Source organism: Veillonella faecalis, from assembly GCF_024677885.1.
GTDB lineage: Bacteria > Bacillota > Negativicutes > Veillonellales > Veillonellaceae > Veillonella > Veillonella nakazawae.
In genome coordinates, this window is sequence record NZ_JALBWL010000001.1 from 673,024 (window position 1) to 688,052 (window position 15,029).

The 15,029-nt window shown below is 35.1% G+C and carries 17 protein-coding genes; 2 read left to right on the forward strand and 15 right to left on the reverse strand.

The window, feature by feature from the left end; all coding sequences use genetic code 11:
- Positions 1-111 precede the first annotated feature (111 nt).
- The 3 genes from MOQ65_RS03170 to MOQ65_RS03180 all read right to left on the reverse strand — a co-directional run bounded on the left by MOQ65_RS03170 (position 112) and on the right by MOQ65_RS03180 (position 3,069).
- Entirely contained in the window at positions 112-945 is an 834-nt protein-coding gene (locus MOQ65_RS03170) for an Mrp/NBP35 family ATP-binding protein (protein WP_257846609.1), read from the reverse strand.
- Positions 946-1,068: 123 nt separating this feature from the next.
- Positions 1,069-2,262 carry an aminotransferase-like domain-containing protein gene (locus MOQ65_RS03175; RefSeq protein WP_178885135.1) on the reverse strand — a complete coding sequence of 398 codons (1,194 nt, stop codon included), beginning with the start codon at positions 2,260-2,262 and terminating at the stop codon, positions 1,069-1,071.
- Between the two features lie 69 nt (positions 2,263-2,331).
- Positions 2,332-3,069, reverse strand: a complete 738-nt coding sequence (locus tag MOQ65_RS03180) for a TVP38/TMEM64 family protein (RefSeq protein ID WP_178885137.1) — start codon at positions 3,067-3,069, stop codon at positions 2,332-2,334.
- Positions 3,070-3,449: 380 nt separating this feature from the next.
- Here MOQ65_RS03180 and MOQ65_RS03185 point away from each other — a divergent pair, with 380 nt between their 5' ends.
- A complete protein-coding gene (locus MOQ65_RS03185; RefSeq protein WP_213466932.1) occupies positions 3,450-3,842 on the forward strand; it encodes a thioesterase family protein in 393 nt (130 codons plus the stop codon).
- A gap of 158 nt (positions 3,843-4,000) precedes the next feature.
- On the opposite strand, the gene MOQ65_RS03190 is transcribed toward MOQ65_RS03185, so the two are convergent.
- A complete protein-coding gene (locus MOQ65_RS03190) occupies positions 4,001-5,023 on the reverse strand; it encodes a branched-chain amino acid aminotransferase (RefSeq protein ID WP_213466935.1) in 1,023 nt (340 codons plus the stop codon).
- 329 nt (positions 5,024-5,352) lie between these two features.
- On the opposite strand from MOQ65_RS03190, the gene MOQ65_RS03195 reads away from it, so the two are divergent.
- The gene (locus tag MOQ65_RS03195) at positions 5,353-6,018 is read left to right on the forward strand and encodes a fumarylacetoacetate hydrolase family protein (protein ID WP_257846610.1); all 666 of its coding nucleotides are present in this window, start codon (positions 5,353-5,355) and stop codon (positions 6,016-6,018) included.
- 114 nt (positions 6,019-6,132) lie between these two features.
- Here MOQ65_RS03195 and MOQ65_RS03200 read toward each other — a convergent pair whose 3' ends face one another.
- The 11 genes from MOQ65_RS03200 to MOQ65_RS03250 form a co-directional block, all read right to left on the reverse strand.
- Complete coding sequence (locus MOQ65_RS03200) at positions 6,133-6,630, reverse strand: methylated-DNA--[protein]-cysteine S-methyltransferase (RefSeq protein ID WP_257846611.1); 498 nt, start codon at positions 6,628-6,630, stop codon at positions 6,133-6,135.
- Between the two features lie 102 nt (positions 6,631-6,732).
- Positions 6,733-7,512, reverse strand: a complete 780-nt coding sequence (locus MOQ65_RS03205) for a protein-ADP-ribose hydrolase (RefSeq protein ID WP_257846612.1) — start codon at positions 7,510-7,512, stop codon at positions 6,733-6,735.
- A 121-nt stretch (positions 7,513-7,633) separates the two neighbouring features.
- A complete protein-coding gene (locus MOQ65_RS03210; RefSeq protein ID WP_257846615.1) occupies positions 7,634-8,401 on the reverse strand; it encodes a putative quinol monooxygenase in 768 nt (255 codons plus the stop codon).
- A gap of 33 nt (positions 8,402-8,434) precedes the next feature.
- Complete coding sequence (locus tag MOQ65_RS03215; protein ID WP_257846616.1) at positions 8,435-8,920, reverse strand: prolyl-tRNA synthetase associated domain-containing protein; 486 nt, start codon at positions 8,918-8,920, stop codon at positions 8,435-8,437.
- 76 nt (positions 8,921-8,996) lie between these two features.
- The gene (locus MOQ65_RS03220; protein WP_257846617.1) at positions 8,997-10,013 is read right to left on the reverse strand and encodes a DMP19 family protein; all 1,017 of its coding nucleotides are present in this window, start codon (positions 10,011-10,013) and stop codon (positions 8,997-8,999) included.
- A gap of 139 nt (positions 10,014-10,152) precedes the next feature.
- Positions 10,153-10,731: a hypothetical protein gene (locus MOQ65_RS03225; RefSeq protein WP_257846618.1), complete on the reverse strand. Its 579-nt coding sequence runs from the start codon at positions 10,729-10,731 to the stop codon at positions 10,153-10,155.
- Positions 10,732-10,849: 118 nt separating this feature from the next.
- The gene (locus tag MOQ65_RS03230) at positions 10,850-11,215 is read right to left on the reverse strand and encodes a hypothetical protein (RefSeq protein WP_195186011.1); all 366 of its coding nucleotides are present in this window, start codon (positions 11,213-11,215) and stop codon (positions 10,850-10,852) included.
- A gap of 177 nt (positions 11,216-11,392) precedes the next feature.
- A complete protein-coding gene (locus MOQ65_RS03235; RefSeq protein WP_257846619.1) occupies positions 11,393-12,919 on the reverse strand; it encodes an SMI1/KNR4 family protein in 1,527 nt (508 codons plus the stop codon).
- Positions 12,920-12,949: 30 nt separating this feature from the next.
- A complete protein-coding gene (locus tag MOQ65_RS03240) occupies positions 12,950-13,420 on the reverse strand; it encodes a glycosyl transferase family 4 (RefSeq protein WP_257846620.1) in 471 nt (156 codons plus the stop codon).
- Between the two features lie 20 nt (positions 13,421-13,440).
- Positions 13,441-13,839, reverse strand: coding sequence for a bacteriocin (locus tag MOQ65_RS03245; RefSeq protein ID WP_257846621.1), 399 nt, complete (start codon positions 13,837-13,839; stop codon positions 13,441-13,443).
- Positions 13,840-13,866: 27 nt separating this feature from the next.
- Positions 13,867-14,928, reverse strand: coding sequence for an ankyrin repeat domain-containing protein (locus MOQ65_RS03250; protein ID WP_257846623.1), 1,062 nt, complete (start codon positions 14,926-14,928; stop codon positions 13,867-13,869).
- Between the last annotated feature and the right edge of the window lie 101 nt (positions 14,929-15,029).

Consider the following 15,029-nt stretch of genomic DNA (forward strand, 5'->3'; position numbering starts at 1 on the left):
AGAAATATATTTATATCTTCTTATGATAAATATATTATATTACAACATAAAAAGAAATGAGAAAAAGCTGTGCATCACTAGGTATGCACAGCTTTCATTAACATATAAATCCTATTCTGGTAAAGATACGTTTTCTAAATTTGTTTTCTCAATAGCTTCAATATCACCTTGGTCGCAAAGATTTGCAATAGTTGGATCAATTGGCAAACGATTCAACAATAATAGACCGTATTTTTGAAGGATTTCTTCAATGTGGCTTTCACCAAAGATTTGGTAATCCTTACCGTTATCTGGGCAATGGAAGTAAGAGTAGTTTTCCACTACACCAATAATAGGCACTTGCATTAAATCAGCCATTTTTACTGCTTTTTCAACAATCATGGATACCAAGTCTTGAGGAGATGTAACGATGATGATACCATCCAATTTCAAGGATTGGTAAACTGTAATCGCTACGTCACCTGTTCCTGGTGGCATATCAACGAATAAATAATCGATGTCTTTCCAAATTACATCTGTATAGAATTGTTTTACAACATTGCCTAGAATAGGACCACGCCATAAAACAGGATCTGTATCGTTTTCCAAAAGAAGGTTAACAGACATAACGTCAATACCACCTTTGGATTTTACAGGATACATACCAATTTCGTCAGCATATGCTTTTTCCTTGATGCCGAACATTTTAGGAATGGAAGGACCTGTAATATCCGCATCGAGAATACCTACTTTGTAACCTTTACGCGCCATAGTAATAGCCATTAAGCTTGTAACGGAGGATTTACCTACGCCACCTTTACCAGATACTACGCCGATTACATGTTTAACAGAACTAAGCTCGTGTAATGGAGCTGTAAGATCTTGAGGTTGTTGAGGAGCGCCGCCACCGCAACCAGAGGATTGAGATGGGCATCCGCCACAATCACTGCTGCTACCGCAACCCATAGTAAACACCTACTTTCTTTGAGGAACTACCTCACATCTATATGTAAAAACTTTTGTTTATATGGTAAATACAATGTATCTACTGTTACATTGTATCATGTCATATCAAACTTTATCAATATATTACTCACCACAGAATTCTTTAGTTAAAGCTCCAAGAATTTCCATGCCCTTTGTAATTTCTTCTACTGTTGGTACTGTATAGCTCAAACGGAATGCATGTCCTTCCCCTGCTCCATCAGCTGCAAAGGCACCACACTTAATAATCCCTATATTTCTGTCCATACATGCTTCGAAGAATTCATCACAATTTACATCCTCAGGCATCGTCATCCATGCGAACATACCACCAGTAGGCTGTGTTAACTTAACCTTAGAGCTTGCATACTTGTTAAAAGCATTTAACAAGGCATCACATTTTGTTTTATAAACTTTACGTACATTTTCTAAATGTGCGTCGTAATCGATTGTATCGAGCACTTTAGCTACCACTTTTTGCGTAACTAATGGCATTTGCCCTGCCGTATTATTTTTTAATGCTTGAATAGCTTCAATAACTTTAGCTGGGCCAAATAAGAAACCTACACGCAAACCAGCAGATAATGTCTTTGAATACGAACCTGCATAGAGAACACGATTTTCTGTATCAAAGGATTTAAATGTTGGAATGTACTCACCAGCAAAGCGAATCTCACCGTATGGATCATCTTCATAGATGAATAAATCATATTTAGAGGCAATAGCGTAAATTTCTTTACGGCGTTCCAATGGCATTGTAATACCTGTAGGATTTTGGAAATTCGGAATGAGATAAATATATTTACCCTTACCAGACTGAGCGGCTTTTTCTAATTCACTAGGAATCATGCCGTACTCATCAGTCTTAATACCTAATGCTTTACCGCCCATGTTGCGTACAGAATTGATAGCACTTGTGAAAGTAAATTCATCCATGTATACTTCGTCGCCAGGTTCCAATACAGTAATTGGCACAAGACCTAATAATTGACCTGCACCATTAGAAATAATAAGGCCTTGTCCTTCTGGATTCATCTTATGTGCTTTTACAAGACGATCTAATGTCAATTCTGCTAAACGTGCATCACCTTGCATTGGGCCATATTGTAATAAACTCATGGGATTAGAGTGAACCACTTCATCGAATGCCTTTTCAATGATTTCCACAGGAATCGCTTCTGGCGCTGGATTGCCAATACCAAAGCTGATAAAACCTTCTACGCCAACACCACGTTCAAATACTTCGCGAATAAAATTTGGACCTTTTAAAGTGACACGTTCAGGAAGAGAAAAGCTCATACTATCGCCTCTTTCATATATACTAAGTTAAAAATATTACTAAGTTAAAAATATTACTACGTTAAAAAATTACGCATTAGGATCATGTTCTTGTTCAGCATTCTTCTTATTAATATAGTTCTTATATACTTTCCAAAGAATGAAGTATACAACACCTGCAACAAGAACAATAATTCCTAATCGCCCCATATTCTCTTGGAAATTTACAATATCTGTACCGATAGCTACTTCAAGAGCTGTAGATGGGAACTTACCAATTAAATTTGCTAAGATGTAGTCTCTCGGTTTAATCTTACTAATAGCACCTAGGGCCGTAATAACACCAGATGGAAAATATGGTAAGGATCGTGCAAATAACATGACCACAAAACCGTTTTTACCAGAGAAATCATCTACTTTCATCAATACTGTACTCTTAGCAATAAGCTTATCCGCCGTATCACGCAAGAAGTAACGCATAATGTAAAAGCTAATGACTACACCAATTGTTTCTGCAAGCCAAGAAATAATGATCCCTGGCCACATACCGAATACTAAACCATTTGCTGTAGATATAAAGATAGATGGCAAGAACCCAACAGCATTAACAAAAATATCGAGAAGCATACTTACGACCATGGCCATAGGGCCAAAACCTTGAATATACTCTGCTATTTCATCCATGGATCCACTCGTCGCTAAATGCCACATTGTAGGATAAAATGTAGGATCTACTATATTGATGGCAATTAATAGAATGACAAAACCAATGCCTGCTATTAACTGTACCCAACCTTCACCAGAAGGCTTTAATTTTTTTGTACTCATATATACCTCGTTTTATAAAAAACTAGTTCTATTATATCACGGATTCTATAGAACTGTTATAGGTAAGAACCTAAACATTCTATTTATCTAATTACTACCAGTCTAAAATATTATCATTAGAACTTTCATATGTTATTTTTAATTACTACCCGTTAAAATATTACCATTCATACTTTTATATGCTATTTTTCAATTACCACCAGTTAAAAATATTAGGACTATAAGTTATATAGGCTAGTTTTATAGATACTACCAGTTAAAAATAATTACTTTTAACTGGTAGTATCTATAAAATATGTATAATTACATTAGCATAAAAATTATCGAAAGATGTATAATACTATTATAACGAGAATATTCTTAATGAAAGAAGGTATATTATGGTATCAGCAGGTCAAACAGCTACAGCGACTGTAACAGTTACAGAATCTAATATTGCTAAAACAATGAAATCCGGTTCTTTAGAGGTCTTTGCCACACCAGCTATGTGTGCATTAATGGAAGAAGCAGCACAAGCAGCAGTACAACCATATTTAGAAGATGGCGAAGGCACTGTAGGTATCGCTCTATCCATTACTCATGAGGCCCCTACTCCACTTGGTGCAACAGTAACTGCTAAAGCTACAGTTAGTGCTGTAGAAGGACGTAAAATAACCTTTGATATTGAAGCATCTGACGGCGTTGGTATCATTGGTCGAGGAACTCATGAACGATTTGTTATTAATAACGAAAAATTCATGGCTAAAGTAGTAAGCCGAGCAAAGTCTAACTAATAACTAATTTAATAATAGTCTATAACTAATTTTACAATACCCTAATCTCTAATTTAACATAACAAAATAAAAAACAGAAATGGCATCTATCCAACGATAGATGCCATTTCTATTTACGTGTTAAATTATATAATCTACTACATTAATCTATTAAAAGATTAGCAAATTTTAACTACCCAACCTTCAGGAGCTTCGATTTCACCATGTTGAATGCCAAGTAATGTATCATATAATTTTTTAGTGATAGGACCCATATCATCCATACCAGCTGGTACATTAATAGTACCTTCTGGAGTATCGATTTGACCTACTGGAGAAATAACAGCTGCTGTACCACAAAGACCAATTTCAGCAAAGTCTTTTAATTCATCTTTATGAACAGGGCGATTTTCTACAGTCATACCAAGGTAGTGTTCTGCTACATACATCAAAGAACGACGTGTAATGGATGGCAAAATACTATCGGATTTAGGTGTTACTAATTTACCATCTTTAGTGATGAAGATAAAGTTTGCACCACCAGTCTCTTCTACATGTGTACGAGTAGCCGCATCAAGGTACATGTTTTCTGCATAACCTTTGTTATGAGCATCAGTGATAGCATACAAACTCATAGCATAATTCAAACCAGCTTTAATATGACCAGTACCATGAGGAGCTGCACGATCAAAATCAGTGATACGAATTTTGATTGGTTTAGCGCCACCTTTGAAGTAAGGGCCTACTGGTGTAGTAAATACACGGAATTGATATTCATCTGCAGGTTTTACACCGATAACGGAGTTTGTACCCATCATGTATGGACGAATATAAAGACTTGCACCATGACCATAAGGAGGAACAAAGTCTTTGTTTGCTTTTACAACTTCTTTTACAGCTTCAAGGAAACGACCTTCAGGTAATGTAGGCATTACAAGGCGTTCACAAGATTGATTCAAACGAACAGCATTCAAATCTGGACGGAAGCATACGATGTGACCATCTTTAGTGTAATATGCTTTCAAACCTTCAAAGACAGTTTGAGCGTATTGAAATACACCAGCACATTCATTAAGAACAACGTTAGCATCAGTAATTAATCCGCCTTCGTCCCATTTACCATCTTTATATGTAGTCAAATAACGGTAGTCGGTTTCTACATAACCAAAACCGAGATTATCCCAATCGATATTCTTGCTCATAACAATTACCTCCATGCTTATTAATATACTTATAATCTTAACACTATGAGCAAGTTATTTCAACATATTCTATAGAGGACAGAGATTAGACATGTAATAAGTTAAGTATACTTAAGTACAAAATATAGAATACCACTTATTTTGATGACTTATAAATCATATGGATCATCATATCTATAACGATTGGTATCATAAATAATCTCTAAGTCTTTATCTATAATAAATTTAGTTCGTTTCAAATCATAAGGATAAAATTATTCTTTACATACCGATTTATATTATAATTAACTTACAATATATGTATCTTATCTCTTAAGGAGGTATCTCTTATGAAAGAATCTACTAACCGTACCCTAATTACTAATCCCAAAAACATTATCTGTATCGGTTTAAACTATGCAGACCATATAGAGGAAACTAGTCTTGCTACACATGATTTTCCGGAAATCTTTATGAAAACATCTAATGCATTGGCGTCACATCAAGATATAGTTCCTATTCAAGATGAAAACCTTCATTATGATTACGAAGGAGAGCTCGTCATTGTTATTGGTAAGGCGGGTAAAAATATATCTCGCGCCCAAGCTAAAGGACATATCTTAGGATATACCATAGGTAATGATGTATCAGCTCGAACTTTACAATTCAGAGGCTCTCAATGGATTCTCGGCAAATCACTAGATAACTTTGCCCCTATCGGTCCTACTATTGTTCCTATAGATGATTTTGATTTTGAAAATGCTACCATTACCACAACAGTCAATGGTGAAGTGCGTCAACAAGCTAAATTACAACAAATGATGTTTAAACCGGACGCGATTATCGAATTTGTATCCCAGTATATTACACTACAGGAAGGTGACGTTATCTTTACCGGTACACCTAGTGGTGTTGTACTTGGTAAAAATGAAAAACGATATGGTTGGTTAAAATCAGGAGATACCGTATCTATATCGATTAGTGGCATTGGTACCTTAGTAAATCAATTTAAATAGTCCCACCTATATATACCAAAAGAGATTACCTATGATGTGTCTATCCATCATGAGTAATCTCTTTCTTCTTTTTCTATAAGTCTATTTAAATATGATTTTACAATCTAATATGTACTATTTATGCTTTGCCTCTAAGTCTAGCATATATTTCTTTCGTTCGATGCCCCCTGCATAACCAGTTAGTTTACCATTGCTACCGATAACACGATGACAAGGAATAATGATCGAAATAGGATTATGACCTACCGCACCGCCCACAGCTTGGGCAGACATCCTATCTTTTCCTTGCTGTTTTGCAATCTCTTTACCTATATCTCCATATGTTGTAGCTTTACCATAAGGTATAGTTTGTAATATAGACCATACAGACTTACGGAACTCTGTTCCCTCTAACTGAATCGGTGGTGTAATAAAAGGCTTTTTACCATTAAAGTATTGGTCTAGCCACATAATAGTTACTTCAAATGGACCTGTTAGTTGCTCTATATACTCCGCATCATCATAACTTGGTGCATAATCTTCATCGATAAAAAACAAATCTGTTAAGTATGATAATGTACCAAGCATAATCATAGTTCCTAATGGGCTTTCATAGGTGTATTTATAATTCATAGTACATTATCTCCTTCTTAAACTAACAAATCATTCATAACCTTTTGTATGTCATTATTAAATGATACAGTATTTTTATGAATTTCAAAAGGAGTATATTATTTATCCCAATAATTTGTTGTAGATGTCATAATCTATATCTTTAAACACATTAAATACCACTTGTATTTTACTATTTGTTTCTTTCAAATAGGTTCGTACCGTATCTATGGCAATCTGTGCTGCTTCTTCATTAGGGAATCTAAATTCACCAGTAGAAATACAACAGAATGCAATGGAGCGTAAGTTATAAGCATTAGCTAACTTTAAACAGGATTGATAGCAAGAAGCTAATTCAATTCTTTCCTTATCTGTTACACTTTCATAAATAATAGGACCTACCGTATGAAGTACATGCTTTGCGGGCAAATTATACCCATAGGTCATACGAGCCACACCCGTTTTTTCAGGCATCTCCATATACTCAGTCATTCTAGCACATTCCATGCGAAGCTCTATACCAGCAAAGGTATGAATTTCATTATCGATACACTTATGATTTGGAGCAAAACATCCGAGCAATTTATTATTGGCTGCATTTACAATAGCATCTACAGATAATCGAGTAATATCTCCTTGCCACAAATAAATCTGAGGCTCTCGCTCTTCCATATCACTAATCGTTACGATTCCCTTTTCATGGGCCAATATATTTAAATATTCAGACTCTATCTTCATCCATTCAAGAGACATGCCATCAGCAGGACGAATATTACATAAAGATCTAAAGAGAGTAAATTGCTCTTCTTCATTTATAGGGATATCTATATGTTCGTTATGCCGCTCATTGTATTCTGCTACTAAGCCTTCAACCAAATAGCGTAACCGTTCTTGCTGTGTCATATGTAACTCCTTTTTTTATAGACTATACGTTCACCTAATATATAACAAAAAACTGCTAGCACATATGTATATGCTAGCAGTAACTTTACTGTGATTATATTATACTATATTATATTCAGTTTTAAGGTCTTACAAATGCTTGACCCCCATGGTTGACGAGGACATCCCCATCTAAAACCTTTGTGGTAACATTTTGTAGACTACCTTGGATTTGGCTCATCATGAATCGATAACCAGGACTATTTAAATGTTTTGTTAAGGCCTCTTGATCACTATAAATTTGGATAACATACCAATGATTTTTTACATTTCTTTCACGAAGCACATAACCGGCCTTATAACCCGCATCATCGCGTACGGCCCGTTCAATATCGAGTTGGTATTGACGTTGTACTGTGTCGATATCATTGCTATTAACAGTAAACTCTATCAAAGTCACTACTGCTTTACCATCATTGACAATAGATAAAGCATCTTTCTTCTCAAACAATAGTACAGACTGTACGTCATACATTTTGCGATTTGTTAATTTAGAACCTACTTCATTAACAAAGGCTTGATAATGATCGGATTTGCGATGTGTATCAATGGCAGCTAAATCTTTATAAACCTCTACTACATAAGACTCAGATGGATTACCTTTTACATGCGCTACATTCATAGATAATGTATTAGGTTCTTTCTCCATAGATGCTGTTAGATTGGCAACACCTGCACTGTTATATGTGCCTTGTAACTCTGTAGGCACTTGATAGCGATACATGCCTACACTAGGTGCTGTGTCTAAACCTTCATCACGTTCCATAACAAGCGCCGCAAAGGATGTACTAACACCTAATACAGCAATAGCAGATGTAATTATCATACGTTTTAATAATGTTCTATTCATAGACGTTCTTAAATACTCCTAAGTACTTCAAGATTACAATGTAATATATTCTACTATTGTACCATGTTCTTCAATAAGTTTAACTAAGTCTTTTCCCTGTAGCCATACGGTAGCATCATTTTGATTAGGATGTATACCGATTAGATTATCTTTATAATCCGCATCAATGTAGTAATGTACCTTACGCTCTTCATCGTGGAGCAAACAAAATGGAGATACGTGACCTGGTTTAATCTTCAAAATATCCCATAGCTCTTCTTCGGAACCAAAGGAAATCTTTTTAAGCTTATGGTCCTTACGGAACTGCTTTAGATCCACACGCTTAGAACCACGAACGGTAATCAAATAATAATGTTCCCGTTTATGGTCTCGAATGAATAAATTCTTTGCATCCCACTCAGGATATGGCAACTCTACATTGGGCTTATCATCCATACTAAATAACGGTACGTGATCCGTAATTTCAAAATCGATATGATGGTCACGTAAACAATCATATACGCCTTGTTTATCTAACATGTAGTACCTCTAATATAATTTGGTGAAAGTAAACATCATAGTAAAAGCAACTATACATGTTAATTATACACCAATCTTATTCTGAGACTGTATAGGTTCCATCAAATACAAATAGTTCAGGATGTTCATGTACAAATACATCTTCAAAGATGCCTTCATATTCATAGACTACATCGTCTTTTCCATCTAGGAAATCAAATACCTCATCGTCCCAATCTTTTAAAATGGTCCATCGTTCTTCTCTATCAAATGGAACAGACCCACCAAAGTAATCGATTACGGATTGTAAATTATCTGCAAGTATATCCATCTTGAAAAGGCGTAACCCCGCAAGAGCATCTTCCCATACAATACCTGTAGAGTTATAGAAGAACTGATGATGCCCGCCATTATTAACCTCAGCGAAATACCAGCATATAGCGTTAAGATATCTTTGCTCTACGGTGAACCCTTTTGCAGATTCTAAATAGTTATCATACGAACCATAAATATTGATAGTCCAATAGGCAGGCTCATTTATAGTCCACATATCATCTGTAGCTAAAATTTCTTCTACAGTAATCGTTCGTTGACGAGGCACACCTTCTCGTTTCTTCTTTTTCTCTGCTATATACTTGCTATAGTTTAAGCATAAATCAGGATAGTCAACTTCACATTTTTCAAAGTCCATTTGTAGACGGCACATATCCATGACTTCAAAGCAATATTCCTTTATATCATTGCGACCTTCTTTAGTCGCTAATCGTACACCATTATCTACTAAAGCTAACATCTGTTGCATGTTCTCTGATGTATAAGCCTCATGATTAGTAGAAGCAATAGAGCCATGGGAGTACGCACAGCGATAATGCCACACTGCATCTCTATGTTCTGTATCGATGGTCTTAAATACTTTAATAGCTTCTTCTGGTTTATCGTTATTGTTATAGGCTCTACCAAGCTCGCCTAATAAAGGTACAGATAAGTTATCGATACCAACCCCCGTCAATACATCGATAATAATTTCCTCTTGACCGATATCATTAAGATCTTTAATAGTTTGTAACTGTTCAGTATCAGACAAAGATAAAAATTGCTCAACACTCATAGACATACAATACACTTCCCCTCATATCATTAATATGTATATGAACTCATCTTATCATAATAATAACAAACAACACAAAATAATAATCACAAAACAATAACTGACTAATTTTAAAATAATAGTTTATAACAAAAACAGCTATTTACTAGCTACCAAGCCATACGACAAATACAGGAGTACCTTCATCATCATCAGAAACATCGTCGGCATCGTCAGCATCGAATTCGTGATCATCATAGGCTAGGTTTTCAAAGAATACATGATCACCGAGCTCTTTATTGGCCATTGTGTTATGTAGCTTGAAAAGAATCTCTTCAGTAGTAAAGTACTGGCCATTATCTGCTTTGAAGCGAGCATAGATTTCTACTTGCCACATACCGTCTTCTTTATCGTATTCTTCTAATTCATCGTCTTCGTATAAGTATTCATTAGAGTGAAGCTGACTTTTACTTTCAATCCAAGCTTCATAGCTTACAAGAATTTCAGGCTCTACTAATGGCGGTAAATTATCACGATTAACATTATGCTCTTCTAAGCATTCATAAAACGCCTTATCGAACTCTTCTCTAGTATAAGTAGTTTTATTAAAAACCCAAGGAATTCCCTTAAACTCATGATAGTAACCTTCATATATTTTATTACCATCTTTATCAGTACCGAGATATTCAATCTGCTCAGTATTCTCATCCTTGTTAAACAGTTTTTTTATGGCATCAAAAATCATAGGATAATCCTCCTTGTCATCCTTTGAACTAATAGAGGTTAATAATACTCTACTACTTCACAACACCAAACTAATCTATGTATCTAAAGTAGCTGTTTTGCCATTTTATGGCAATATATCAGCCATCAATAGCAAAGTAATTTAAATCTTCAAACTCATCGTCCCAAAATTCAAAGCAAAATATATGCGTATAATCAAAGGTTTGTTCACAATAGGTTACCGTACCTAGCTCTGGATCAATTTGAGGGATACCGATCCGTTCTTTCACATCATCTATAGTAATAGATTCATCATACATTTCTCGAATGTCTTCAAGCATAAAAGCAGCAATCTTATCAATATTTTTATGGTAATTTTTGGCAAGAACTTTTACAGTATCTAAATAATCACCTGATGGTTTCTCATCCCAACAAAATTCTAAGCCTTCATAAAGAAGTCTATAATCACAATATCTCTCATTATATACGAGTTCATTTTCACTCATAGGCATCCTCTCTCTCATCACAATGCTTCGATTTCAAATTACTAAAATACTTTCTCAATATTTTACACGAAGGCTATATAAAATAACGTAGCCCAAAGCACAAAAGTATATACTTTCTAAGTATATAGCAAAAGCCCCTCGCATAAGCGAAGGGCTAATCTATTATATCTCTATTAGTTAGCTACCACAGCATGTATAGAATACAGGTATACCATCTTCGTTATCTATAAGCCCGTAACCTTCACATTCATGACCTTCGTATTCAATACCTTCAAAGAATACGTGATCACCCAGTTCTTTATTAGCCATTAGATTATGCAATTTAAAGAGCAACTCTTCTCTTGTAAAATATGTACCATTATCAGCTACAAGATGAGCCATGATTTCTACTTGCCACATACCATCTTCTTTATCCTCTTCAAATAGTTCTTCATCGGTTACACGTTCATTATCAAAAAGTTGGTCTGTACTTTCAATCCAAGCTTCATAGGTTACTAGAATTTCCGGTTCTTCTAATCTATCGTCGTCTGCTTCATCATCTACATATTTCTCTACTTCTTTATTGTATTCTTTAGAAAACTCTTCTCTGCTATATGTTTGCTTATTAAATACCCAATGTACTACATCATATGTAGGATACTTATCTTCTTCGCATTCATTAATATCTCCAGTAACTTTACCTTCCGTAGTAACTTTATCTTCTATAGTATCTTTGCTATTTTTCTTATCAAAGACATTCTTAATAGTTTCGTATACCAAAGGATAATCCACCTTGTACTCTTTGGGCTTAATTTTAAATAGGTGATATTTTACCACTTCACAGCACCAAACAAGCTGTTTATCTAAATGGGCTTCTTTCGTAATTTTTATGCCTGTTTCTATTAATTGTAATGCCTTCTGTACATGTTCAGATTCATAGCTTTTACCATACCCTAGCATCCCATGAGCATAGCCACAACGATAATACCAAGACCAATCGCGATGTGCCTCATCGATACGTTCAAATAAATCAATAGCCTCTGCTGCGCGGCCACTATTGTTATACATACGTCCTAAGGAGCTTAACAATATAGGCGACAAATTATCAATGCCTATGTTAGTTAATAACTCCATCGCACGCTTGAAATCGATGCCCTCTTGTTCATTAAGGAGCTTAACCTTTTCTGTATCACTTAATTCTTGAAACTCTTCATCCGTAATTTCTTCTATATTGAAATATAAGTTCTTAATAAAGTCACCAAAATTATCTGCTAACGGCGTAATTGAATAATCACATTCTTGGTCTACACGGACTACCTTAGGTTCACCGGTTGGACCGCACTCACGATAATCGAGGAAAACCATGTCGTGACCGCCGGAAATTGTATCGGCTACAACGATACCAATAGGGGGATATTTTACTTTGGAAATCCAAAATTCATTACCCATCTCACCTAAAAGAGAGTATTTTTTATCTCTATCGATGCCATATATTCCTGTTATATATACACAATCGTCATCATCGTTAATAAAACAATTCTTATTTACTACACCACCATTATGGTTTTTAAGTAGCTCTATATATGCTGTAGGCAATGTATAGCCTAGTTTAGCTTCAGCATTCTTAATATCCTCATCGGTAACCTCTCTACCTATATAGGACTCAAATGCATAATCGGTGTCTTTCCAAAATCCAGTCCAATTGAAATCTTTTAGATGACTCATAATACTCTCTCCTAAACAAATAGATATAATCTAACCACATTTTATTTGATCAATGGAATATTTTTTTATTAAAGCTTTCACCTCACGCCGTATCAAAATGGTATCTATAATATAGGAAAAAATGATATAAGGAGATACGTTAATAATCCCGACAGGGGCCAATATAAGGGCTGCCCACAATAAATCCAGTGAATACGCATACCACTTAAAATCAATGGTATTTAAAAATGGTATAACATAGTCAATAACTCTTACTTCCCATTGCATTAATGGGTTCAATTTCTCACTTGTGCCTAATAGCCAAGCGAAAGTAAGGGCAAATATTAATGCATATACTATACCAACTGGAATTAATATCTTCGCTCTCTGTTTTAACAGATTACGGCAAATCTCATCTTCGTCCTCTGGTGCTATATCATATACCATATTACATTGAATCTGAATTCGTCTAAATCGATAGCGAATATACTTATACAAAAGGTTATTCGGTGTATATAGCATAATAAGCTCCACAGTATCCTTTACAGGCTTTCCATCTTCGGTCTTAAATCTAACACGATTTCCCAACTATCTAATGTAGGAACCTTACGATGTAGAATAAAATCTTCTATTATCTGTAATACCTCTTGATGGCCCAGCTCATTCTTACCATATATGATGGCGCCTCGGTCACCATCATTAGTTACACTAAGCTCTATGTGTAATAAATCGGTATCTCGATCACTACAAACCTGTACAAAGTTATACAGTTTATTATCTATGGAGATTGCCTTTGATGGAGAAATAACTACGAAGTCTTGCTCTTGGTCCTCAATAGCATACAGATTTTGTTCAACTTCATTCAGTGTAATACCTTCATATTTATAGGTGCCTACATCAATGGACCAATCCGTATATGTTTTCTCAAATGTATCTGTCATATGTTTGCCTTTCCTTTACGATATACCCTAAAACAAGGTTTCTAATTGACCTGCCATATCGGACATAAACTCATCAAATTTACAAAGCTCTCGCAGTTCTTGATGTTCTATATCATAACAAGAAATCTTTTTAGACTTAGGGTCCCACACAATTTGCCATTCATTATACTCACCTAGTTCTTTAGATAAACGTAATAGATTACGACGACCTAATTTAAATGGAATCGTATCTGTAAGTGAGAAGAACTCTATAGATATAAAATCGGAGTCTGGCAATTCAAAATAGAGAGTATCTCCCTCTAGAAACGATACTAACGCCTTTGGTAGTTTAAATGGCTTTAATTGATCCATTTTATTTTGTATATCATGGAACTCAGTAGGCTCTAATGATTTAAAATACTCTGCCATTTCCATATCGCCTTTTTCAATAGCAATGCTATAGGGACGCATACCATCCTTTTCTGTGATGGTCACATCAGCGCCATGTTCTACCAAATACTTACACATCTTTAAATCCACATACCGTGCTGCTACGCACAATGGAGTTGGCTTAAAGGGATATACAGAATCAGGCTTATTGTAGTTAATATCTACACCATTACGAATAAAGAAATCTAGAACCTCATAATTTCTATCTGTAATGGCATTTCTGAAAGCTTTACCGCCATACTTCTGTACCGTATGGCCTAAGTCATGAATAATCTGTAAGTGATTATATTTCTTGCCATATAAGGCAGCTTGAAAGGCATCTACTTTCACACGGTTCAAGGCGTGAACATTAGCACCATGAGTCACAACATAGTCGATAATCTCTTTATTACCATACCGTACAGCTAATAAGAAACTTGGATTTTCTTCATCATTAAGATCAGCGCCATTCTCGACTAACCATTGAATACTTGGCAAGCAACACATAACAAGAGCTAATTCTAAAGGTGTATGCTCACTATACTCACCAATTTCTATAGGTATATTAATATCCCAACCATTGGCTAATGCATTTTCTAAAGCCCTAATATTTCCTGTTACAATATCTGTTACGATATGAGGCACTGATTCAAATGTACCTAAATCTTTTAACTGTATCATGTCACTCTCCCATGAACTATATATTTAAAATGATTATCACTAATTACATTATATTACATTTATAAGTATGAGTGTATAGTAAAAGCCCTTCGCATAGCGAA